Raw genomic sequence first — 21,993 nt, forward strand, 5'->3', positions numbered from 1 at the left:
AGCCCCACGCCGGTCCTTTGTTACCGATTGTGTCTATTGTCGTATGCGCGGCAGATCAGGTATAAAATGTAGAAGATGGTCGGGATGCTGTATCCGCCCATGGAGACTATGAACAATATTCCATTCGTAAATGAGCCAGTCAGTAGCTCTATGATGGCGGTCCACAAGGTAAGCCTTGATGATATGAGCGTTATTGCCTCCGCTATGCTGACCAGTGTTGTTGCGTAGGTGAGTATAGCGGTGCCGGCGAGCCACAGAGGATTCCACAGAGTTCGGATTTTGCGCGTCAACAGCAGGGCCGCGAAGGGGATGAGTATGCAACCGGGGATGGCGAGTATCACATACGCAAAATAGGTAAATAAACCAATAGCGGTATACAGCACGCATATTGCAGCAAACACAATCGCGTATATCACGGCCGCTATCACTGGATTCCGCATGAGTGGGTTCTTCTGGTCCGGTGAGTTCTGCGCGAACGTCACCTGTACATCCGGGTCGTGCCCGGCCGAATCGTGTTTGCCTGTGGCCATGCAGCCGCTGTTTTTGCTGTCATTCCCGTCGTTCTCTGCCATGATGCCCCCCTTGTATGTTTTCAATGTATCTGTTCCGCAATGTCTGTGCATAATTTTCGCCTTTACCGTTGCCCAACGCCGGTTCTTTGTTACCGATTGCGGCTGTTGTGGTATGCGCGGCAGATCAAGCCAAGGATATAGAAGATGGTCGGAATTGTATACCCGCCCATGAAAAGCTGGAACGATAGTATGTCTGAAAATGAGTTGGTCAGTATTTTTACCATGCTAAACCATAGGGTGGCTTTGGGAGGTATGAGCATTAGCAAGGCTGCCATGCTTACTAGTGTCATCGCGTAGGTGAGCGCGGTGGTGCCGGCAAGCCACAAGAGATTCCATGAGGCGTTGATTTTTCGTGTCAGTAGCAGGGCTATGAAGGGAACGATTGCATAGCCGGGAAGTATTATCAGTAAAAATCCCCAACAGGCGGATAAGATGCTGCTATACAGTGCGCATGTCATGGTAAACACGCCTGCATATATAATGGCTGCCGACACCGGGTGTGGTGCATGTGCGTTGTCCTGTTTCGGTAGTTCGAGTCCGGCTATACACTCGCTGTCGCTCTTACTGGGTTCTGGCATGATGTTCTTCCCGTGTGAACAATCCGGCTGTTTTGTGATGTGTCTGTGCATGGCCTGATGTTTACCGTCGCCCAACGCCGGGCCTTTCCGCTACGTCGACCACGCCGTCCAGATATCCGTAACGCCCGTCAGTCTGGTCTTTGGTGAAGGTGATGACGTTGACGTTTCCGCTGAAATCCAGTTCGCCGATATGATCGGTGTTTTCCAATATGATGATCTGCTGGTTTGCCGCCTGCAGTTTAAGATGCTCGAACAGGCCGCTTCTTAGAGAACCGTTCGCTGTGTACGTGCCTTCGTCGAAGCCCAGCAACGGGGTATCGATGAGCAACCATCCTGGAGCATGAACCGAACGGCGGTTCAAGTAATCATGGAATGCCAGCATCATAACCGTATTGAAGAATGCACAATATCCTTTTCCCTGCTCTTCAGCCTTGCTGTATCCGCCGATTTCGATGTCGAATGTTTCCCGGCTGAAACCGACGTTATCGGTGCCGGAAAAGCCGGAATCCTTGAGGATTCCGCGTATGGTGGCACCCATCGAATAATAGAAATCCTCGTGGAACCATTCTCTTGGCCGATATTTCTTGTAATCGACCTTTTCCTCGTCGGCACCATCAAGAGTAGCTTGAAATCTTTTACGCAAAGCAGTCAGCTCGGCATATTCTGCACGAATTCTTTCTGACTGGGCAAGCCCATCAAGTCGTTGTCGTATTGTTCGGGCCTCCGGCTCAAGATTCCGGTGCAGCTGTTCCATATTGGACTGATGGGCGTTTTGCGCTTCGTCGATGCTCTGTGTCACTTGGATTCTTGCTTGGCGTAAGGATTCCTGATCCTTGGCCACACCATTACGAAGTTCGCGAATGCGGGACATTTCATTTTCCCGAGCACGAATGTCTTCTTCACTCGGTGGATCGATATGGACGGTGCTGTGGCAGAACTGACAAACATCGGGATAAGGTTGTTCCCGGTTATGGCGCATTGCCTGCAACTGCAGATCAAGGCGTGCCAAATCGGAATCGTATTGCCCTAGTAGGGTTTCACGCTGGGCGAGCAATACGTCCAGACGCTCGTTTTCCTGATGCAGTGCGCTGATGTGTTCAACGAGTTCCGCATCTTCATCAATGGTTTTTCGACGCTGTTGTTCCAATTGCTGTAACGTGTTGCGCAGTTTCTCAATATAACTATCGACGGTTTTGCCTTCGGTAGCCGCGTCCCGTTCAAGTTGCTCAAGCTGTTTGATGCGGGGCTCGATGATATCGAGTTGGCTGAAGATGAATCGTTCCACCGCTTGCCTGCGTGCATGGCGCTCGGCGGAACTTTCCTGTCTTGCCTCATCATTGAATGTTTCATCTTGAGCGAGGACCAGCAAAGCGGACAGGTTCTGCGTCATCGTTGTGTTGCGGGTGGTTTTGGGCAATAGAATCGATGGTTCGGAGCGAACGATCTGATCTTCGGGAACAAGCAGCAAATGTCGGATGGCATTCCAAGTAAAGGCCACGGTTCTGTAGGCCTCATTGACTGCGATTCTTCGTGCCTCATCAACGTCCAGCATTGTTAGCAGTACCGAGTTGATTGGTCGTTTGTTTTTGCCTCTGCGTGCGACCGTATAATCTCCCGGTTCCACATCTGAGTCAGTCGAAGAGACCTGAATCGTTTGCGAAGCCAACGAGCGTTGTAATGTCACTTCTCCGTGTTCGGTACTGAAGGTGACGGATGCTCCTGCATATCCGGTGACATCCGTGAATGGTATGGCGTTTCCGCCGCATACGAAGCTGATCGTTTTCGCAATCCCGGTTTTGCCGGTATTCGACGGGCCGATGATGCAATTCAATCCCTGCTGCAAATCAATGGTTGAGGCATTGCCATCGTTCCGAATCGCCTTGACTTGACGAATCCACATTTTCCCCATCTTGGTTACCGGCTTTCCAGTATTCGTTCTATTATCGAATAGTAATTCAGCGTCGCCAATGTTTCGATGGCATGACGATAAGCCATGACATATTCTCCATGTAATTCGTTGGCGAATTGCATGCACGTCGGGCTTGCGGAATAACTGGATCCGACATCTTCGGTGATGGCGAAACCTATGATTACCAGCCTGTTCAGCCCTCTTCGTACACGTTTGCGCCTGGCATCATACTCTGCTGTGGCATAAGGGTTGTCCCCGTGAAGGTTACTATTGCCAAAGCCCATGACCTTCATGTAAGTTGCGGCAAAATCCATGACCGTGATTTCATCCAATGTTGCAGGGTGTGGCAATAAGGACAGGCATAGCGTAAGACGGGTTGCGGTTTCGCTCGGGGTGTTGAACAGGGAATCACTCATCGGCGCTCACCCATTCCAGTCGAGTGTCATTGACCAGCATGTGGCATATGCCTTTCTTCTCCGCGGCTTTGACGATGGTTGGAAAACGGGTGATGACGGAACCGGAAAGGGGAAGAATCGCAGCTTGGTTCAAGGTTGCCAGCATTCTGGCCAGCCCATCGTCATATTCTTCGTTGCATACGTCGCAGACTCCATCGTAGAGGTCGTCTTTCATCGCATGGAACTCGGTTTCACCATCATCGATGACATCTCTCATGTTCCGCCGCAGTCCTTCTGCATTGTAAAAATACCCACGCTGCCGGTCATATTCCTTGCGCTGTCGGTCGGGCAAATCATCTCGGGACCGGATTTGCCTGTGCAAGTGTTCGGCGTAGGCCGATTCCATTTGTGCAAGATACGTTCTTTCCACATTGAAATCCGGTGATTCTGGTGGGGATGGAGATTTCCGCCATGCCACGGCTGAACGCCCAAGATGGAGCTTCCCTGATGAGATGTGTCCTTCGGCCAGCGGCAGATCATCCAGCAATTCAAATTCCGGCTGAAATGCGGTGCCGTCCACCAGAAGATCACGATTGTCGGCATTCGCTTCCAAAATCTCGAACAGCCAAGTGCTCACTGCGGATGGGAGTTTGTCAATTGACGGGGCTTTGATGTTCACCTGACCGAGACAACGCTGAAACTGCGATAGCGCGTCAATACCAATATCGTCAAACAGGCTTTCCACTCGGGCCTTATCCAGATGCTGAAAGAATTCAGAGGCCTTCCATTGCGGTAGTTTTCTGCATCCGTTGAAGAACTTCACCAAATCCGTTTGGTTGATACCCGCCCATACGCCTTCATTGATTGCCGTCTTCGCCTTTGAATAGTGCCTTTTGTTTACGTCTGATGTGTCTGTTGCGCTTGATTCAAGGATGACATCGAAGAAATCTTTCATGAACCCTTTTTTCTGTGTGCTGATTCCGCGGCTTTCCCCACTGACGTAGGGCCGAACGAATGTGCAGAACACTCCTAAAGCATATGTGCCGTTGGGCTTATCCATCGTTCGTCTCCTCCTCGCCTTACGTCGTCTTATTTCGTCTTCGGTTCTGATAGGTCAATTTCCTACGATGAAAACAGATGCGGATGAAGCCTTGTCATTACTGGAATTACGGCCAGTATACGACGAATCAGCCGCATTCGTTTCGGAACTCTGCCGAATGGCGAAAGGAGATGGACATGTAAATCAGTTACGACCGTGAATTCTTATTGCTAAGGCTCGTATTCGGAAACGGCCGTTCGAATATCAGTGACTTATGTATGGCGTAATCGCTGTCTGCATTTTTACTCCACGGCGAAGCTGGCTGTGGTTCACAATCCGTTTTGAGACCTGCTTATCGATATCGGGCGAGATGCCGTCTGTCAGTGTGCATATAACTGGCAGACACATCTCGCTTCATTGTTTTCAAGGCTGGTCTCATATTGCGTCAGCAGGTCTTGAGCAACTTTATATGAGCAAGGCCCAAGAACATGAAGCTTGTTTTTAAGCATGAGGCCCCTATTGCGGGCAATGCATCCGTTACTGAAACATATGAACTTACCCAGGAGGAACTGCTTCCGATGATTAGACGCGATCGTGCGCTGCGTGCTGCGGCTGAACACCGCGACGAAGAAGAGCTGGAATTCCGTGCGCCGCAATGCATTTTGCAGGAACTCTGGAATGCCGAAGAGCGTGTGGCGCACTCCTGGCACCGTTCCGATCGCGTTGGTGGAAGCGCATGGTCGTATGAGGAAATAGCCGGCATCAACCGTGAACCGCAAGAGCATTCGTTATCTCCGGAAGAGCTGCTCATCGAATACGAGACGGCACAAGAACGGGAGCAAGCCGTTCGTCGGGTTCTTGAAGCTTTGCGGACGCTTCCCGATGGACAGCGGAAAGCTGTGGAAAATGTGTACTTCCGCAACCTATCCCAATCCGATGTAGCTCGCAGTAGTGGGATTTCACGTGCAGCCGTTTCCAAACAAATCAATGCTGCTATCAAGAAACTGCGGCGAGTCTGCGACGTATCTGTGAAAGTACGATCGCTTCAAGGTGACTCTGACTTGACTGCATCGAAATAATCTGGAGGCAGGCAACGTGGTATTCGTTTCAGCATTCTCCATACTCGGGAAATCGTTTCGGCGGATGCCGAAGCGTTACCCGAAAAAACAGACGATATGACAGCAAATAAGACAGTGGGCAGTGGGTCCGTTGCCGTGGACGTATTGGCTATGGAGATGGAGACCTCGGTCCCTTTGTAAAAAGACCTGTTTTCAACTGGATTTGCGGACCGGAGGTGCGCATTCCAGACACAGAGGCCATGGGCGACATCGATTTCGGGGAATGACATCCGCTGTGTGAACCCCTGATATGGCGATGGCCCAGACAGTATGAAACACACCGACGGGGCCATCGCCTTGGCTTATGCGAAGCGTCATGCCTCGTTCTGTCCGTGGCACATCTTGTACTTGCGACCGGAACCACACGGGCACTGGGCGTTCTTGCCAGTTCCCGGGAAGGTACGGCCATCCGCCCATGGGGAGTGCAATTCCGCGCTCTTCGGACGCTTGTTGGCCGGAACTTTGCCTTCGGCGTGGCTGATCGGCTGCATGCCAACGATGCCAGGTTCGTTCTTCTGCTCGTCGGCCAGTTCGTCGATGACGGTCTTTTCGGACTCATCATCGGTTTCCGGCTCGGCAGGAGCAATTTCGCCGGTAGGTTCGGTCTCGCCTTCCAGTCCCATCACCGCTTCAGCCGCGTTCACGGCCTCATCCTCGTCAGATTCAGTGTCGGTGTCTTCGGTAGTGGCGACACGATCGATATCGACATGGAACAGCAACTGGATGGTCTCCTCCTTGATCGCTTCGATCATGGAGTTGTACATCTGATAGCCCTCGCGCTGGTATTCGACCAACGGATCGCGCTGACCCATGCCACGCAGCCCGATGCCATCCTTGAGATAGTCCATCTCATACAGGTGTTCGCGCCACTTGCGGTCAAGAACCGCGAGCACGACACGACGTTCCAGCTGACGCAGACCCTCTTCACCAAGCTTGCCTTCGAAGTCGGCATACTGGTCCTTGGCGTCGGAAACGATAAGCTCCTGCAGGGCCACGACGGCCTTGTCTCCCTTGAGCTTGGAGACAGCATCCTTGGCTGCTTCTGAATCAACGGCAATCGGGTACACGGCGTTCAGAGCCTTGAACAAGCCTTCCCAATCCCAATCCTTCGGCTTGTCAGAGCCCTTGTTGGCACCCTTGATGTAGCTCAATACCGTCTCGTCGATGAACTTGAGGATATCCTCGTGGATGTCCTCGCCCTTCAGTACGGCCTGGCGCTCGGCATAGATGACGGTACGCTGCTTGTTCATCACATCGTCGTACTTGAGCACGTTCTTACGGATTTCGAAGTTGCGTGACTCCACAGCCTTCTGTGCGGTGCGTACGCCCTTGGAAACGCTCTTCGCCTCGATCGGCTCGCCTTCCGGCATACCCTTGGCCATAACGCGGGCCACGAGCTGGGTGTTGAACAGACGCATCAGATCGTCTTCGAGCGACAGGTAGAAACGGGACTCGCCCGGATCGCCTTGACGTCCGGAACGTCCACGCAGCTGATTGTCGATACGGCGGGACTCGTGACGCTCGGTACCGAGCACGTACAGACCACCGAGCTCGACGACCTCTTCATGCTCGTCCTTGACCTGCTCCTTGATTTCGGCCAAGGTGCCCGGCCAACGCTTTTCGTACTCGTCCGGAGTGTCATCCGGAGAGTAGCCCTCGGACTTAAGCTTCGCATCGGCGAGGAATTCGACGTTGCCGCCGAGCATGATATCGGTACCACGGCCTGCCATGTTGGTAGCCACGGTGACGGCGCCCTTACGGCCTGCGACGGCCACGACGGCAGCTTCCTTGTCATGCTGCTTCGCGTTCAGCACCTGGTGGGGAATGTTGGCAACGTCAAGCAGGGACGACACGATTTCGGAGGATTCCACGGAAGCGGTACCCAGCAGCACCGGCTGGCCCTTCTTGTGACGCTTGGCAACATCGCGCACGATGGCGGCAAGCTTCTCCTTCTTGGTACGGAAGATCAGATCGTCCTTGTCTTCACGAATCATCGGCTTGTTGGTCGGAATCGGGAGCACGCCCAGCTTGTAGGTGCCCATGAACTCCGCGGCCTCGGTTTCTGCGGTACCGGTCATGCCCGACAGCTTGTCATACATGCGGAAGTAGTTCTGCAAGGTGATGGTGGCAAAGGTCTGATTCTCAGCCTTGACTTCCACGTTTTCCTTGGCTTCGATTGCTTGGTGCAGACCTTCGTTGTAACGACGACCCGGCAGGATACGACCTGTGTGTTCATCGACGATGAGCACCTCGCCGCCGGTCACCACGTAGTCGCGGTCGCGCAGGAACAGTTCCTTGGCCTTGATGGCGTTGTTCAGGTAACCGATCAGTGCGGTGTTGTTCGGCTCGTACAGGTTGTCGATGCCGAGATAATCCTCGATCTTGTTGATGCCTGGATCGAGAATGCCGACAACCTTCTTCTTCTCATCGACCTCATAGTCCTCGTCACGGGTGAGCTTGAGCACCAAACGAGCGAACTGGCGGTACCAACGGGTCACGTCGCCTTCGGCCGGACCGGAGATGATCAACGGGGTACGAGCCTCGTCGATGAGGATGGAGTCGACCTCATCGACGATGGCGAAGTGGTGGCCGCGCTGTACCAGATCGGACTTCTCCCACGCCATATTGTCACGCAGGTAGTCGAAACCGAACTCGTTATTGGTGCCATAGGTGATATCGGCGTTGTACTGCTTACGACGCTCCGGCGGCTTCTGGTTGGTGATGATGCAGCCGGTGCTCATGCCGAGGAAGCGGTAAACACGACCCATGAGTTCGGCCTGATAGCTTGCCAGATAGTCGTTGACGGTGACGACGTGCACGCCCTGGCCATCGAGCGCGTTCAGGTATGCCGGCAGAGTCGCCACGAGGGTCTTGCCTTCACCGGTCTTCATTTCAGCGATGTTGCCCCAGTGCAGCGCCGCGCCGCCCATGAGCTGCACGTCGAAGTGACGCAGGCCCAGCGTGCGCTTGGAGGCCTCGCGCACGGTGGCGAAGGCTTCCGGCATCAGCTTGTCGAGGGACTCGCCATTGTCGAGACGCTGCTTGAACTTGGCGGTCTGGCCCTTGAGCTCCTCGTCATTGAGCGCTGCAATCTCGTCTTCCAGCGCATTGGTTGCCTGAGCGACAAGCTCAAGCTTCTTGATCTGTCGGCCTTCGCCCATTCGCAGAGCTTTGTCAACGATATCTACCACAATCACTCCCTTTGTGTATGCGAGTTACCTCGTCCGAGGTTAGTCGCTGTTTAACGATTTCCGAAAAACACCGTCCATTTTACGTAACTTTCAGCGTGTTGCGGCTTTCTACCATTCGACATACCGTCTGCAGTCATGAAAAAGAGGCCCGCACATACACTGTGCGGGCCTCATTCGGTCAGATTATCTCCCTATCCGACCACGTTGCATGTCTTACTTCGCCACATTCTCCGGGGTGTCGATCTCGAAGACGCCATAGCTCCAACCGTGACGATGGTAGACGACGGACGGACGACCGGTCTCCTTGTTCACGAACAGGAAGAAGTCATGTCCGATCAGCTCCATCTCATACAGCGCCTCATCGATGGTCATCGGCTCCGCGATATGCAGCTTGCGACGGATGACAATCGGAGTGTCGCCTACCTGGACCTCGACGGACTCACCCGGACCCAGCTCAGCGGCGACAGCATCGGCCGGGCTGTTATTCGGCTCTTCGACCGGCTCCTCGACTTCCGGAGTCGGCTCGACGACGCCAAGATCGACCGGGACCGGATCGCTGTAGCCACGACGATGATCCTTGCGACGATCACGGGTGCGACGCAGACGGAGGGTCAGCTTGTCGAGAGCCATGTCCAAAGCGCTGAACTCGTCGGCGCTTGAAGCCTCGGCACGCACCACAGTACGACCGGCGATGACAGTGATTTCAACGCGCTTGGCAGTATCGGCCTGACGCGGATTGCCCTCATGCGACAGCACAATCTGAACACGCTGCGCATCCGGAGCGATAGCGGTCACACGATTCATCTTGCTTTCGACAACGTCACGGAACCTTTGCTTGATCTGCGTATGACGTCCGGTAACGACGATTTCCATGTGGACCTCCCTAGACTCAAGCGGTGTTACCCGCTATATACGGACCAAACAGCTGCTTCGCTGTTCGGTAGTCAACATTGTAGCCGCAACATTGTGATTTCACTGAAAAGTTGACGAAAGAAAAATAAAGTTTTTTTGATTTTCCTTTCGTCCGTTTTCTTGCTATCATAGTGCGTTTGAGACCTCTTGATGGCCGCGACCGATCCGTCGGTTGAGGAACTTCCGGGCTCCATAGAGCACGATGGCGGATAACGTCCGCCCAGGGCGACCTGAGAGATAGCGCAGCAGAGAACAGACCGCCTATCGGTTTCGACCGGTAGGTAAGGGTGAAACGGCGGTGTAAGAGACCACCGGGCCACTGGTAACAGTCGGCCGCATGGCAAGCCTCATCGGGAGCAAGGCCAAGCAGAAGGCGTTTGAGGGCTGCTCGCCCGAAGCCTTCGGGTAGGCTGCTAGAGCCTGGCGGCAACGTCAGGTCGAGATGGATGGCCATCCGTGCCTAAGGCACGACAGAACCCGGGGTATAAGAGGTCTCACTCCCTTATCGCATCGACCGATCCCCGTGGCGAAACAGTGTTCAAAACCCGCATAGCCACTATGCGAATCAGCCGTTTCAGACGAACAATTCCTGTGCGATTTCCCGCAGAACTTCAGGATTATGGCCTTTCCTACCACCAGCACTCCAGAACCGTCTTTTACGCACCTCGACATCCAATCCAGCAGTTTTTCTCGCCGTCCGACGTCCCAGCTCCCATGCGGCCTCGGCGAACACGCCTTGGGATTCGGCCTCATCGCACACACGTTGCGCAAGCTGGCGGTCTACACCTTTGCGTTTGAGCTCCATAACTGCTCCCCTATGCCCCATCAGTCGTGATGCGCAGTACCGCACCGCGGACTGGGCGTACGCCTCGTCGTCGATGAGACGAACCCGAATCAGTCTGGCAATCACATCGTCCACTATTTCAGGAGCGTACCCTTTGCCAACGAGTCGCTCCCTCACCGCACCTGACGGACGCGGCGCCGCATCAAGCAACCGGAGGGCGGCCTCCCTGCACGCATCCAGATTATTCGGATCGTCAGGGGTTCGCGACACGCCAACCACGACACGCCCTGCGTGTCGTGCGTGTCGCGCACGCTTCGGCGTGTCTTCTTCATCATTGCGCAAAACCTGTCCGCAGCCGGATTCGATTCGGTCGTCCTGCAGCCGCCCGCCGCAGGCAAGGGCAGGGCCCCCAGCCTCGGACGATACCGGCTGGAGGCCCTGCTGTTCAAGAAATTGCTCGGCACTGATCATACGTCATGCCTTGTCGGCGGTCTTGGAAGACCTTGCCGCGCCCTTGACCGTTTCCGGCTTGGCAGCAGATTTCGCCTTTTCCTCGCCCTTGGCATCCTTCGCCGACGCATCGTCACTATCCTCGGCGAATTGGTCGGTAGGCTCAATGAGGCCGAATTCGGCTTTCACCTTATTCTCGATCTCTTCAGTGAGCTCCGGGTTGTCTTTGAGGAACTGACGCACGTTCTCACGCCCCTGCCCCAGTTGGTCGCCACCATACGTGAACCACGATCCAGACTTCTTCACGACATTGACCTGCAACGCCATGTCAAGTACAGATCCTTCTTTGGAAATCCCCTCGCCGTACAGCACGTCGAACTCAGCAGTCTTGAATGGTGGAGCCATCTTGTTCTTGACGACCTTGACCTTGGTGCGGTTGCCCACAGCCTCGTCGCCGTTCTTGATGGTCTGGATGCGACGAATATCCATGCGGACGGACGAGTAGAACTTCAATGCCTTGCCACCGGTGGTCGTTTCCGGATTGCCAAAGAACACGCCGATCTTCTCACGAAGCTGGTTGATGAAGATGGCCGTGGTGCCCGCCTGAGCCAAAGCGCCAGTCATCTTACGCAATGCCTGGCTCATCAGTCGCGCCTGCAAACCGACGTGGCTGTCGCCCATTTCACCTTCGATTTCGGCCTTCGGCACCAATGCCGCCACGGAATCAATGACGATCACGTCAAGCGCTCCAGAACGAATCAGCATATCCGCGATCTCCAGCGCCTGTTCGCCGTTATCGGGCTGGGAGACGATTAGCGAATCCGTGTCGACGCCAAGCTTGCGCGCATAGACAGGATCAAGCGCATGCTCCGCATCGATGAACGCGGCGACCCCACCGTTTTTCTGAGCATTGGCCACCACATGCAGCGCCAGCGTGGTCTTGCCGGAGGATTCCGGACCGTAGATCTCCACAATACGACCCTTCGGCAAACCTCCGATGCCCAATGCCATATCCAATGCCAGTGATCCGGTAGGAATCACCTCGACATCCTGCTCGGGACGATCGCCTAATCGCATGGCTGACCCCTTGCCGAAACTCTTCTCGACCTGCGCAAGCGCCGTATCAAGCGCGGCCTGACGACGCGGGTCGATGCCGTTCGCGGACTTGTTCTGTGCGGCTCCCTTTGCCGCGCTCGTCTGTGCCATGACTACTCCTTCTGCCGACTATGACGAATGGTGGCTTCACCGTAAGGCCACAGCATTCGTTTTTGCAAATCCAACGACCGTTGTGGTCGGAAGACATGCAATCCAACGAGTCATAAACCAACATTCCTTGGAAAATCAACGTTCTCACGCGACTTGAGGAATTTGGAAACAGCCCGTTTATGTTGTTGTCTGTGGATAACTATATCCCAACATGCGAACATCTGTTCGAAAAGGTGTGTTGTATTCGAAAAAACTCAACGAACCGGCATGGGAGGCGCGTTATGATCTTTGCCCCAACGTTGGGAATCCGGGATGCCCATCTGGTCGCATAGCACATTCCAGACCACTCGAGGCTCCTCGCCCGCACTGAGCGCGTCGACCGCCGTCATACCGCCAAGGCGATCAAGTACCTGATCATGCGCCAACGATCGACCATAGCTACGTCCGAGCACTTCCTCAAGCAACTGCCAAAATTCACGTTCCTGCACGCGCCCCAGTGTACACAGACTTGATTTATATGCGAAAAGAGAAACGCCCAGCGAACAATCGCCGGGCGTCATCATGTCATATTCCACAAATCAGGCAGTCACGGAATCAAGATAGTCAGCCACCATGCGAAGCATCTGGGCTGTGGACAACCCCAAGGACTGCGCGATGGATGACAGTAGCTCAGAGCTGGCTTCCTTCTGCCCGCGTTCCACTTCGGAAAGGTACCCCAACGACACACCGGCCTTTTCGCTGACCTCACGAAGCGTCCTATGGTCTCGCGTGCGCAGGTCACGCAGCACATGACCGATGGCCTCGCGCAACGAAACCTCCTTGGCCTCATCAGACTGCTCCGGAGCATGCTGCACAGCATGCGTACGTACACGCTCGGAGTCCTCTTCCTGCCACATTCGCGTCAACGCGGCCTGACGCTCGTCCTTGGCTTTCTTGGCCGCACGAGCACGGAGCACCTGCTGCTGCGCGAACATCACCGCACGCCTCTGAGCCGGTGTGAGTTCCCTGACACGAGCCCCGGCAGCCTGCGCGGTTGCGGGGGCCATAGCCTTGAGTTCCCTCTGTTCTTCGGTGAGTGTCATCGTTTCCATTCATCAGCCCCTTTTTCGTGCGTACGTCTGTCCACTATGGTCAACACTCATCTTTGTAGATTATTCCTGTGAATCCGCTGAAAGCTCCCTCAGTTTTTGCAGAATACAATGCACGACTCCACGCCGTACGCTTTCCCTATCTCCCTGCAGGCGCAGCTCGAAAGCCTCCGTTCGCCTGGAGCGAACAGATCCAAAACCGTCCGGCAGGGAACAGCCGACGTAGGCAAGTCCCGCAGGCTTGTCTCCGTCAGGTCCAGGACCTGCAACACCGGTGGTCGACAATCCGACGACACAATCGCCATCCTCCCGCTGCCGGTACAGCCTCGCCGTTCCGAAAGCCATCTGGCGCGCCACTTCGGGATGGACAGCCCCCTCTCGGCGCAACAACTCGGCATCCACACCAAGAATCGACGCCTTGGCGCGAATGTCGTATGTCACGGCGGAGCCAAGAAACACTTTCGACGCCCCCGGCACACGCACGAAAGCATCGGCCAGCAAACCTCCCGTCAACGACTCGGCCGCCGCGATTTTGAAACGATTGGTTTCGCAATATGCAAGAACGGCCGTCGCCAATTCATCGCATTGCGATTGGTTGGCGGCAGCCGTCTGGTTCAAGGATTCAACCATGAATACCCTACTTGGTTTCTTTTCCGGTCTTGTCTGCGGGCTTCTTACGACCGCCGAAAGTATTAACCAGATACTCGCCGCCGGAATACAGGCAGAGAATCAGCGCAAGATAAATCAGCGCGTACGTGATGATGTAGTAGACGGTCATCCACATCGGGATGTCGTTAAACCCTTTCGGAGCCAAGCTCCACATCGGCAGCATCAACATAGCCAGACCGATGCACTGGCAGAGCGTCTTGTACTTGCCCGCCTGGGATGCGGCGATAACCTTGCCGCCCGTGTCGATCACGAAGAAGCGCATGATGGTGATACCGATCTCACGAATCAGGAACAGGGCGGTCACGACCCATCCCAGCACCGGATTACCGAATTCGTTGAAGATGGCGGCAACGATCAGTGTGCCACAGGTGAGCAGTTTGTCGGCGATCGGATCCATCAGCTTGCCAAGTTCAGTGACTTGGTTGTATTTGCGAGCCATCCAACCGTCAAGCTTATCGGTGCATGCCGCGATGATGAAGATGACCGCGGCAACCCAACGCATGGTGACGTTGTCCACGCCCCACGCGCCAGCTTTGGCGTACAGCACCAAAAACACGATGACCAAGATGATACGAGAGAAGGTGACAAGGTTCGGCGGCTCATTCCAGCCGTCAAGCAACGATGATTTGCGTTCTTCTTGCTTTTCCATACCGTTCACGTTACCCCGACACTTCTACTTGCTTACCAATTTGCGTTTCATACGGAGCGTTCCCCGATCACATCGCCTCTTCGGAATCCGCTGCCGAAGAAGCTGCCGAATTCAGCGACGAGGTCTCGCCTTTGATGAAGGCGAGCACCTGCGGCAGGTCCTGGGGCTGCACCAACACCTCGCGTGCCTTGGACCCTTCGGACGGCCCCACGATGTCACGCGACTCCAGCAGATCCATGAGACGTCCTGCCTTGGCGAATCCGACGCGCAGCTTGCGCTGCAACATGGATGTCGAGCCGAACTGCGATGTGACCACCAGTTCCGCCGCCTGCAACAGCACGTCCATATCGCCGCCGATGTCTTCATCCGGTTCGATGGCCTTCTTGTCGGCTTCCTTGGACATTTCCTCGATATCTTCGCGGTAATGTGGCTTGCGTTGGGTGCGCACGAACTCCACCGCACGACGGATTTCCGATTCGTCGACCCATGCGCCCTGCACACGCAACGGTTTGGCCTGTCCCATCGGCAGGAACAGCGCATCGCCCTGCCCGATCAGGGTTTCCGCTCCGGTGGAGTCGAGGATGACTCGAGAATCCGTGGCGGACGAGGTCGCGAAAGCAAGCCGTGAAGGAATATTCGCCTTGATCAGACCGGTGACCACATCAACCGACGGACGCTGAGTGGCGAGCACCAGATGCACACCTGCCGCTCGCGCCAGCTGCGTGATGCGCTGAATGGAGCTTTCCACATCGTTCTTGGCCACCATCATCAAATCGGCCATCTCGTCGACGACCACCAGGATGTACGGATATGGGGCGACCTTCCGCTTCGACCCGGCCGGCGCATGCACTTTGCCCGCACGCACGGCCGCGTTGAAATCCTTGATGTGGCGGAATCCGAAGAATTCAAGATCGCTGTAGCGGGCATCCATCTCCTTGACCACCCATTCAAGCGCCTGCGCGGCCTTCTTCGGATCGGTGATGATCGGGGTCAGCAGATGCGGTATGCCCGCGTAAGCGGACAGTTCCACTCGTTTCGGATCAACCATGATCATGCGCACTTGGTCAGGCGTCGCCCTCATGATCACAGATGTCAGCATGGAGTTGATGAAACTGGACTTGCCGGAACCGGTGGCGCCTGCCACCAGAAGATGCGGCATCTTGGTGAGGTCGGCCGTTACAAAATGACCTTCCACATCCTTGCCCACGCCTGTGAGCATAGGGTTCGGATCATTCCTTGCCTTGTCCGAACGAAGCACGTCGCCAAGCACCACGGTTTCACGGTCGGTGTTCGGTATTTCGATGCCGATGGCAGACTTGCCTTCGATCACCGACAGGATGCGCACGTCGGAGCTGGCCACCGCGTAGGCAATGTTTTTCTGCAGATTGGTGACCTTCTCCACTTTCACGCCAGGACCAAGCTCCACCTCGTACATGGTTACGGATGGACCGCGCAGGAAACCGATGACTTTGGCATCGACGTTGAATTGCTGGAAGGTGACCGTAAGCGCGCGAATCACACGATCGTTCTCCGGCGTGTGCACGGCGTGCGGTGCGCCTTGCTTCAGCATGCCGAGGTCAGGTAGATGGTATGGGCCTTCCGGAATCTCGTCGGATTCATCGGAAACGCCTTCTTCGCTCAAACCGCCATTCAGATCGTCTACGACCTCGTTGGTCGCCGCATCGACCATGACCTGCGTTCCGTTGGATGTGCCGTTCTCATCGATGACCGCCCACGGATCGTCCGCAGCCACGCCGATTGACTTGATTTCACTGGATGGCACCGCTCCAACCATCGCAGGGACGGTTTCTGGAATTTTCGGCATGGTGCCACTTGCAATTCCGATCGGATCTGACGAAAGGGAACGCGCCACAGGCATCTGAGTCATGACGACGGTTCCGCCAGAATCCTGAGCGGAATGTTCGCTGGATGAAATGCTGCGCGGCTGCGAAACACTCTGATATGGTTCGTCAAGCATGGTTTCCGCCGTTTCGCCATGTCGTTCGGCGGCATTGCGAAACGCCTCATCGCCGTCATAGTATTCGAGTCCGCCCTGAGCGCCCTGTTTCTTGGTTTTTGATGATATCAACTGCTTTAAGCGAGAAAACAGCATCGGTTTCTTCTCTTCGGCTGCCGCATCGTCGGTCCCATCATGCGCCGGCACTCCCTCGGCAAAGGACAGCGTGGTATCTCCGATGCGCACCTCATTCGGGAATTGCTCAGTCTCGTCATCGTCCGTCTTATTTGCACCGAAACCAAAACGGGACATCAACGCGCATATTTTGTCGGGAACCTCATCAACCCGCGTACGGGTGATCAGCAACAGCGAAAACAGAATGACGACCGCGAAAATAACGATGGCAAATGCTTTGGAAAGCCCCCATGCCAACGGGCAACCAAGCACGTAGCCGAGCAATCCTCCCGATTTCTGCAGCAGTGCCATATCGAAGCCTTGGATGTCGGATGCAAGCGCCGCGTCAAGTATGGAACAGACAGACCACAAGATCATGGACCATCCCGTCGCCATACGCGCATTGTCGCTTTTGCGCTGGGTTTTATGCATAAGGCTGAACACCACTAGCATTAGGAAAACCGGCAAAATGATGCTCATCAGGCCAAACAATCCGGAGGCCATGGCATGGAGCGCCCGGCCGAACGCACCTTGCACCCGGAACCATTCCGAGGCGCAGAACAGCACCGCGAGAATCACCAGAACAAAACATGCGATGTCGCGCCTGTACTTGGTCAAGACGCCCATCACTGGCGATGGTTCGACCGCGTCCATGACCTTGGTCTCGCCGGAACGGGCCTTGCCAGCGGATCTTTTGCCGCTGGATTTCGTGTTGGAAGATGCTGTTCGTGCCATAACGGTCATGATTTTACCCATGGGATGAACCATGACATGTCATTTCCTCGAATCGCACACATTTTCTAACTTAAGGCAGAGGGGAGGCATGATACTGCGAATGAAACCCCGTTGCCGATATGGCAGCGGGGTTTCATTTCAGGCGAGGTCTCCGAGATGATGCTGGGTGTAGGCGTCCGCCTGCACGTCTATGGCGTCGTAGGCGCCTGCATCGGCATGCTCGATGATGGCCATCGCATTGTCTAGCAGCGCCGGATTGAGCGCTTGGAGCCAGTGGATGCGCGGGTCACGGCCGAACCATCCCATCTGTTTGCGTGCCAGACGCTTCGTTTTCTGTGCGATGTCCATGAACGTGTCGTTCAGGTCACGCAACCCGTCCAAATAGTCGACGACCTGCTGGTAACCGAGCGCTTTGGCTGCGGTGATGCCCAGTTTGGGGCGTATGCGCTCCACTTCTTCGATGAATCCGCCTTCGAGCATCTGCTTGGTGCGAATGTCGATGCGACGGTCCAGTTCCTCCCGAGGCAGATCGAGACCGATTTGCACGGTAGGAATGACGTACCGATAGTGCGGAAGGCTTGCCGAATAGGGACGTCCCGTCACTTCGATGACTTCCAGCGCGCGGATGGTTCGTCTCGGATTGTGCGGGTCCATGCGCGCCGCCGCTTCGGGATCCTTGGCCTTCAGCTCGTCGAACAGCGCGCCCGCACCTTCGGCTTTCTCCCGTTCCTCAAGCGCCTTGCGTACTTGCGGGTCGGTGCCGGGGAAGGAGATGTCGTCGATAGCCGCCCGTGCGTACAGGCCGGAACCTCCAACAAGGATCGGACGCACTCCCCTGGCCTGTAGTTCGGCTATTTTCTCGCGGGCGAGCTCTTGGAACCGCGCCACGGACATGGCATCGTCCGGCTCGATGATATCGATGAGATGATGCCTGACCTGCGCCTGCTCCTCAGGGCTCGCTTTGGCCGTACCGATATCCATGCCCCGATACATCTGGTATGCGTCGGCGTTGATGATTTCCGCCTGTTCGCCTTTGCGCGCCAACGCTTTGGCGACGGCAATGCCCAACCCGGTTTTGCCGGATGCGGTTGGACCGACAATGGATACGACCTTACGCTGCAAGGCAGGATCGGCATCCCCTGTTTTGCCTGTTGTTTCAGAAGTCTCAGTGTCGAACGGCATAGGTCTGCCCCGCCTTCAAATCGGGATCGGCGATGAGATTGTGGCGCCCCGCATGGGTGATGGTGACGGTCACGAAATCGCCTACCTGCGGCATTGGCTCGCCTTCGGGCACACCGACATGCACGAGCACGCCGGTTTTCTCTCGCCCGGTGACGCGATGGGTTGCGGCATCCTTCTTGCCGGATGCGCCGGTGACCATCACTTCGACGTCACGGCCTTCGAAGGTTTTGAGATTTTCTTCGGTGATTCGTTCCTGCAATGCCACGAGTCGTTCGAACCGGTCTTGTGCCACGTCGTGCGGCACCTGCTCCATTTCGGCGGCCGGAGTGCCTGGGCGCGGCGAATAGATGAAGGTGAATGCGGACGCGAATCTCGCCTCTTCCACCACGCGCAAGGTTTCCTGGAAGTCCTCTTCGGTTTCACCCGGGAAACCGACGATGATGTCGGTGGAAATCTGCGCATCCGGCATTGCCTCACGAATTTTTCGCAGAATGTCAAGGAACTTCGCGGAACGATACGACCGGCGCATGGCGCGCAGGATTCGGTCGGATCCGGACTGCAGCGGGAAGTGCAGCTGGTGCATGACATTGGGCGTTTCGGCCATGGCTGCGATTACGTCGTCGGTAAAGGCGGCGGGATGCGGCGAAGTGAATCGCACGCGCTCCAATCCTTCGATCTCACCGCATGCGCGTAATAGCTTGGAGAAGGCGAAACGGTCTCCGATGCCGTAACCGAACGAGTTCACGTTCTGGCCGAGCAGCGTGACTTCCTTGGCTCCTTCATCCACGCACTGGCGAATTTCGGCAAGAATGTCTCCCGGGCGACGATCATGTTCCTTGCCTCGGGTGGTAGGCACAATGCAGAATGTGCAGGTGTTGTTGCATCCGACGGAGATGGCCACCCAGCTTGACACCTTCGACGCACGGTCGGTGGGAAGCTGGCTTGGGAAGTAGTTGAGCTCCTCTTTGACCTTGACCTGGGCATGGCCTTCGATACGTGCCTGATCGAGCAGCTGCGGCAGTGAGCCGATGTTCTTCGTACCGAACACGGCATCGACCCACGGCGCCTTTTTGGCGATTTTCTCACGGTCGAGCTGTGCCATGCAGCCGCCGACGGCGATCTGCAGGTTCGGGCGCTGGCGCTTCATTTCGGCCCACAGGCCGATGGTACCGTACATGCGCTCCGCCGCGTTTTCTCGCACCGCGCACGTGTTCATGACGATGAGATCCACGTCATGGTCGAGGTATTGCCCCTCGGTGGCGGGCACGTAGCCGTCCGCTTCAAGCACGCCTGAGATACGTTCGGAATCGTGCACGTTCATCTGGCATCCGAGGGTGTGCACATAGAACACGCCTTTGCCTCTCGTGGCGGTGTCTTCTGCGGTAGGTTCCGCGAGTTTCGAGGCGCGCTCCGCCTCGGTCATCATGTCTTCGTTCATAGTGTTCCATGCTATCGGCAGGGATTCCCAGCACGCGCCGTACTGTGCTTGGCATGTTGAAGGATTGAAGGAATAACGTTTTTTCAGCGCTTTTCCAGTTTTCCACGCCCCTTTTGGGTACACTATGGAACCGTGATACTTGATAGACAGAGCCGCATCAATACCAGTGAACTGCAAGCGCGATTGAAATCGATAAATTTCGACGATGGTTCGTTGCCATCCAATCAGATCACCGAGTTCATCGATCAGATGCAGGTGTACGAGGGTGCGATGTATGAGATTAGCACCAAGTTGGAGATTCTTGATTCCGAATTCCAGGTACGTTTCTCCCACAATCCCATCCATCACATGGAACGCAGGCTGAAGTCCATCAATTCCATTCTCGGCAAGCTGGAACGTAAGGAGCTGCCGCTGACGGTGGAGTCGATCAAAGACAATCTGTTTGATGTGGCCGGCATTCGCGTGATCTGCAATTATCGCGATGACGTGTATTCAGTATCGAATTATCTGTCTGCCCAGAACGATATTCAGGTGTTGCGCGTGAAGGATTACATCAAGAATCCGAAGCAGAATGGTTACCGTTCGCTGCATGTGATTTACGCAGTGCCTGTTTTTCTGTCTTCCGGACCGCATTACACGCCTGTGGAGGTGCAGTTCCGCACTATCGCCATGGATTATTGGGCGAGTTTGGAGCACGCTCTGCGCTATAAGACGGATCTGCCCGACACGAAGCTGTCGGAGCATTCGCAAACGCTGCTTGATTGTGCGAGGAGTCTGCAGAATATCGAAACGCAGATGCAGAACATCCACCGCGACATTAATGGCGCGCCTCAGGCTGGCGAGGCCCCTAAGGCCGATTGACGTCCGCCTGCCTGCATTTGACCGCGTGCAGAAGCTGGTCGATGGGCAGCTGGGCAAGTATGGTGCCCGCGAAGATGAGCGCACAGCCGATATAGGCTCGGGTGGTCATGATCTCGCCAAGCAGGAGTGCGCCGCCGACCGCAGAGAAGAACGATTCGAGCGACATGATCACGGACGCTCTGGTCGGGGTCACAAGTTGTTGCCCTACGACCTGAAGCGTATAGGCTACGCCAGCGGAGCAGACGCCCGCGTAGACGATGGCGATCCAACTTTGCGCGGCACCGGCCCAGTCGATGGATCCTTCGATGATAGAGCCGATCCAACTGAGGATCGCGGTGGTGGTGATCTGCCCGAATGAAAGCAGGATGGGGTCCATGTCTCGCCCGAAGGTGTCTATGACGAGGATGTGCCCAGCGAAGAGAACCGCGGTGAACAGCAGCACCATGTCCGCCAGGGTGATGGATCCGAATCCGTCGGTGACGCACAGCAGGTAAAAGCCGATAACGGAGATGGCGACGCTGATGACGACGCTGAGGTGCACTCGTCGACGCAGTATGACGAAGGCAAGCAGCGGAGTCATGACGATGTATAGCGCGGTGATGAAGCCAGATCGTCCCGCCGATCCGGAGTAAAGGATGCCGTATTGTTGGACGGTGCTTGCGGTGAAAAGCACGATTCCGCAGATGATGCTGACCACGATGGGATTGCCGGCCCATTTCGGCATGGCGACGATTGCGCCGTTGCCGAGGGTGATGGACGGTTTTCCCTGGGTTTCACGGCGTTTACGCTCTTGTTCCGCTATGGTGCTGCGGCGAACCCAAAGCAACGGTATCAGCGAGATGGATCCGAGGGTGAATCGGGTGGCTCCGAAGAACAGCGGTGTTGTGGAGTCCATGCCTTGCACTTGCGACACGAATGCGAATCCCCAAATGAGGGCCGCCAGTACGAGGCATGCCATGCCGCCAATCTCTTTTCTCTGCATGAGCACCCACCGTAAAGCATGTCTTTGACCAACGGATAAAGCCTGGCCACATTCTGGTCAGGCTTTATCCGTTACGTTGACCGAGGAGCAATTCCGAGGACGCT

The 21,993-nt window shown here is 55.6% G+C and carries 19 protein-coding genes and 1 other RNA gene; 3 read left to right on the plus strand and 17 right to left on the minus strand.

Going from position 1 to position 21,993, the window contains the following annotated elements; genetic code table 11:
* Window positions 1-20 precede the first annotated feature (20 nt).
* The 5 genes from CE153_RS03675 to CE153_RS03695 form a co-directional block, all read right to left on the minus strand.
* Window positions 21-572 carry a hypothetical protein gene (locus CE153_RS03675; RefSeq protein ID WP_080788820.1) on the minus strand — a complete coding sequence of 184 codons (552 nt, stop codon included), beginning with the start codon at window positions 570-572 and terminating at the stop codon, window positions 21-23.
* An 89-nt stretch (window positions 573-661) separates the two neighbouring features.
* Window positions 662-1,150 (minus strand): hypothetical protein, encoded by a 489-nt coding sequence (locus tag CE153_RS03680; RefSeq protein ID WP_236824452.1) that lies wholly within the window; start codon window positions 1,148-1,150, stop codon window positions 662-664.
* 61 nt (window positions 1,151-1,211) lie between these two features.
* Window positions 1,212-3,050: an AAA family ATPase gene (locus CE153_RS03685; protein ID WP_099595158.1), complete on the minus strand. Its 1,839-nt coding sequence runs from the start codon at window positions 3,048-3,050 to the stop codon at window positions 1,212-1,214.
* Between the two features lie 14 nt (window positions 3,051-3,064).
* Complete coding sequence (locus CE153_RS03690; RefSeq protein ID WP_099595159.1) at window positions 3,065-3,475, minus strand: ABC-three component system middle component 2; 411 nt, start codon at window positions 3,473-3,475, stop codon at window positions 3,065-3,067.
* Entirely contained in the window at window positions 3,468-4,514 is a 1,047-nt protein-coding gene (locus tag CE153_RS03695) for an ABC-three component system protein (protein ID WP_085346507.1), read from the minus strand. Before CE153_RS03695 ends, CE153_RS03690 begins: the two co-directional genes overlap by 8 nt.
* A gap of 467 nt (window positions 4,515-4,981) precedes the next feature.
* On the opposite strand from CE153_RS03695, the gene CE153_RS03700 reads away from it, so the two are divergent.
* Window positions 4,982-5,572, plus strand: coding sequence for a sigma-70 family RNA polymerase sigma factor (locus CE153_RS03700; protein ID WP_099595160.1), 591 nt, complete (start codon window positions 4,982-4,984; stop codon window positions 5,570-5,572).
* Between the two features lie 353 nt (window positions 5,573-5,925).
* On the opposite strand, the gene secA is transcribed toward CE153_RS03700, so the two are convergent.
* Together secA and hpf are read right to left on the minus strand one after the other, a co-directional pair.
* The gene (secA, locus tag CE153_RS03705; RefSeq protein ID WP_033513099.1) at window positions 5,926-8,802 is read right to left on the minus strand and encodes a preprotein translocase subunit SecA; all 2,877 of its coding nucleotides are present in this window, start codon (window positions 8,800-8,802) and stop codon (window positions 5,926-5,928) included.
* Between the two features lie 213 nt (window positions 8,803-9,015).
* Entirely contained in the window at window positions 9,016-9,675 is a 660-nt protein-coding gene (hpf, locus tag CE153_RS03710; RefSeq protein WP_003834414.1) for a ribosome hibernation-promoting factor, HPF/YfiA family, read from the minus strand.
* Window positions 9,676-9,852: 177 nt separating this feature from the next.
* Between hpf and rnpB the strand changes: the two genes are divergently transcribed.
* Window positions 9,853-10,215: RNase P RNA component class A (gene rnpB / locus CE153_RS03715), an RNA gene on the plus strand.
* Between the two features lie 73 nt (window positions 10,216-10,288).
* Here rnpB and CE153_RS03720 read toward each other — a convergent pair.
* The 9 genes from CE153_RS03720 to miaB all read right to left on the minus strand — a co-directional run bounded on the left by CE153_RS03720 (window position 10,289) and on the right by miaB (window position 20,046).
* The gene (locus CE153_RS03720) at window positions 10,289-10,969 is read right to left on the minus strand and encodes a regulatory protein RecX (protein WP_099571269.1); all 681 of its coding nucleotides are present in this window, start codon (window positions 10,967-10,969) and stop codon (window positions 10,289-10,291) included.
* A 3-nt stretch (window positions 10,970-10,972) separates the two neighbouring features.
* The gene (gene recA / locus CE153_RS03725; protein WP_099595161.1) at window positions 10,973-12,154 is read right to left on the minus strand and encodes a recombinase RecA; all 1,182 of its coding nucleotides are present in this window, start codon (window positions 12,152-12,154) and stop codon (window positions 10,973-10,975) included.
* Between the two features lie 254 nt (window positions 12,155-12,408).
* A complete protein-coding gene (locus CE153_RS03730) occupies window positions 12,409-12,642 on the minus strand; it encodes a DUF3046 domain-containing protein (protein ID WP_180753391.1) in 234 nt (77 codons plus the stop codon).
* 90 nt (window positions 12,643-12,732) lie between these two features.
* Window positions 12,733-13,245, minus strand: a complete 513-nt coding sequence (locus CE153_RS03735; protein ID WP_099595162.1) for a helix-turn-helix domain-containing protein — start codon at window positions 13,243-13,245, stop codon at window positions 12,733-12,735.
* Between the two features lie 60 nt (window positions 13,246-13,305).
* A complete protein-coding gene (locus CE153_RS03740; protein ID WP_099595163.1) occupies window positions 13,306-13,872 on the minus strand; it encodes a CinA family protein in 567 nt (188 codons plus the stop codon).
* Between the two features lie 7 nt (window positions 13,873-13,879).
* Complete coding sequence (gene pgsA, locus CE153_RS03745) at window positions 13,880-14,560, minus strand: CDP-diacylglycerol--glycerol-3-phosphate 3-phosphatidyltransferase (RefSeq protein ID WP_099595164.1); 681 nt, start codon at window positions 14,558-14,560, stop codon at window positions 13,880-13,882.
* 67 nt (window positions 14,561-14,627) lie between these two features.
* On the minus strand, window positions 14,628-17,426 hold the full coding sequence (locus CE153_RS03750; protein ID WP_099595321.1) for an FtsK/SpoIIIE family DNA translocase: 2,799 nt from the start codon (window positions 17,424-17,426) through the stop codon (window positions 14,628-14,630).
* Between the two features lie 138 nt (window positions 17,427-17,564).
* Entirely contained in the window at window positions 17,565-18,548 is a 984-nt protein-coding gene (gene miaA, locus CE153_RS03755) for a tRNA (adenosine(37)-N6)-dimethylallyltransferase MiaA (protein ID WP_099571497.1), read from the minus strand.
* 43 nt (window positions 18,549-18,591) lie between these two features.
* Window positions 18,592-20,046: a tRNA (N6-isopentenyl adenosine(37)-C2)-methylthiotransferase MiaB gene (gene miaB / locus CE153_RS03760; protein ID WP_180753392.1), complete on the minus strand. Its 1,455-nt coding sequence runs from the start codon at window positions 20,044-20,046 to the stop codon at window positions 18,592-18,594.
* Window positions 20,047-20,178: 132 nt separating this feature from the next.
* Here miaB and CE153_RS03765 point away from each other — a divergent pair, with 132 nt between their 5' ends.
* Window positions 20,179-20,907, plus strand: coding sequence for a GTP pyrophosphokinase (locus CE153_RS03765; RefSeq protein ID WP_099571274.1), 729 nt, complete (start codon window positions 20,179-20,181; stop codon window positions 20,905-20,907).
* Here CE153_RS03765 and CE153_RS03770 read toward each other — a convergent pair.
* Entirely contained in the window at window positions 20,894-21,889 is a 996-nt protein-coding gene (locus CE153_RS03770; protein WP_099595165.1) for a DMT family transporter, read from the minus strand. The genes CE153_RS03765 and CE153_RS03770 overlap by 14 nt on opposite strands.
* Window positions 21,890-21,993 lie beyond the last annotated feature (104 nt).

Source organism: Bifidobacterium sp. N4G05 (assembly GCF_002742445.1).
Lineage (GTDB): Bacteria > Actinomycetota > Actinomycetes > Actinomycetales > Bifidobacteriaceae > Bifidobacterium > Bifidobacterium hominis.

Excerpts from the sequence above, each read along its gene's own strand:
- CE153_RS03675 (WP_080788820.1), bottom strand. The coding sequence starts at position 572 with ATGGCAGAGAACGACGGGAATGACAGCAAAAACAGCGGCTGCATGGCC.
- CE153_RS03680 (WP_236824452.1), bottom strand. The coding sequence starts at position 1,150 with ATGCCAGAACCCAGTAAGAGCGACAGCGAGTGTATAGCCGGACTCGAA.
- CE153_RS03685 (WP_099595158.1), bottom strand. The coding sequence starts at position 3,050 with ATGTGGATTCGTCAAGTCAAGGCGATTCGGAACGATGGCAATGCCTCA.
- CE153_RS03690 (WP_099595159.1), bottom strand. The coding sequence starts at position 3,475 with ATGAGTGATTCCCTGTTCAACACCCCGAGCGAAACCGCAACCCGTCTT.
- CE153_RS03695 (WP_085346507.1), bottom strand. The coding sequence starts at position 4,514 with ATGGATAAGCCCAACGGCACATATGCTTTAGGAGTGTTCTGCACATTC.
- CE153_RS03700 (WP_099595160.1), top strand. The coding sequence starts at position 4,982 with ATGAAGCTTGTTTTTAAGCATGAGGCCCCTATTGCGGGCAATGCATCC.
- hpf (WP_003834414.1), bottom strand. The coding sequence starts at position 9,675 with ATGGAAATCGTCGTTACCGGACGTCATACGCAGATCAAGCAAAGGTTC.
- CE153_RS03720 (WP_099571269.1), bottom strand. The coding sequence starts at position 10,969 with ATGATCAGTGCCGAGCAATTTCTTGAACAGCAGGGCCTCCAGCCGGTA.
- recA (WP_099595161.1), bottom strand. The coding sequence starts at position 12,154 with ATGGCACAGACGAGCGCGGCAAAGGGAGCCGCACAGAACAAGTCCGCG.
- CE153_RS03735 (WP_099595162.1), bottom strand. The coding sequence starts at position 13,245 with ATGGAAACGATGACACTCACCGAAGAACAGAGGGAACTCAAGGCTATG.
- CE153_RS03740 (WP_099595163.1), bottom strand. The coding sequence starts at position 13,872 with ATGGTTGAATCCTTGAACCAGACGGCTGCCGCCAACCAATCGCAATGC.
- pgsA (WP_099595164.1), bottom strand. The coding sequence starts at position 14,560 with ATGGAAAAGCAAGAAGAACGCAAATCATCGTTGCTTGACGGCTGGAAT.
- CE153_RS03750 (WP_099595321.1), bottom strand. The coding sequence starts at position 17,426 with ATGGCACGAACAGCATCTTCCAACACGAAATCCAGCGGCAAAAGATCC.
- miaB (WP_180753392.1), bottom strand. The coding sequence starts at position 20,046 with ATGAACGAAGACATGATGACCGAGGCGGAGCGCGCCTCGAAACTCGCG.
- CE153_RS03770 (WP_099595165.1), bottom strand. The coding sequence starts at position 21,889 with ATGCAGAGAAAAGAGATTGGCGGCATGGCATGCCTCGTACTGGCGGCC.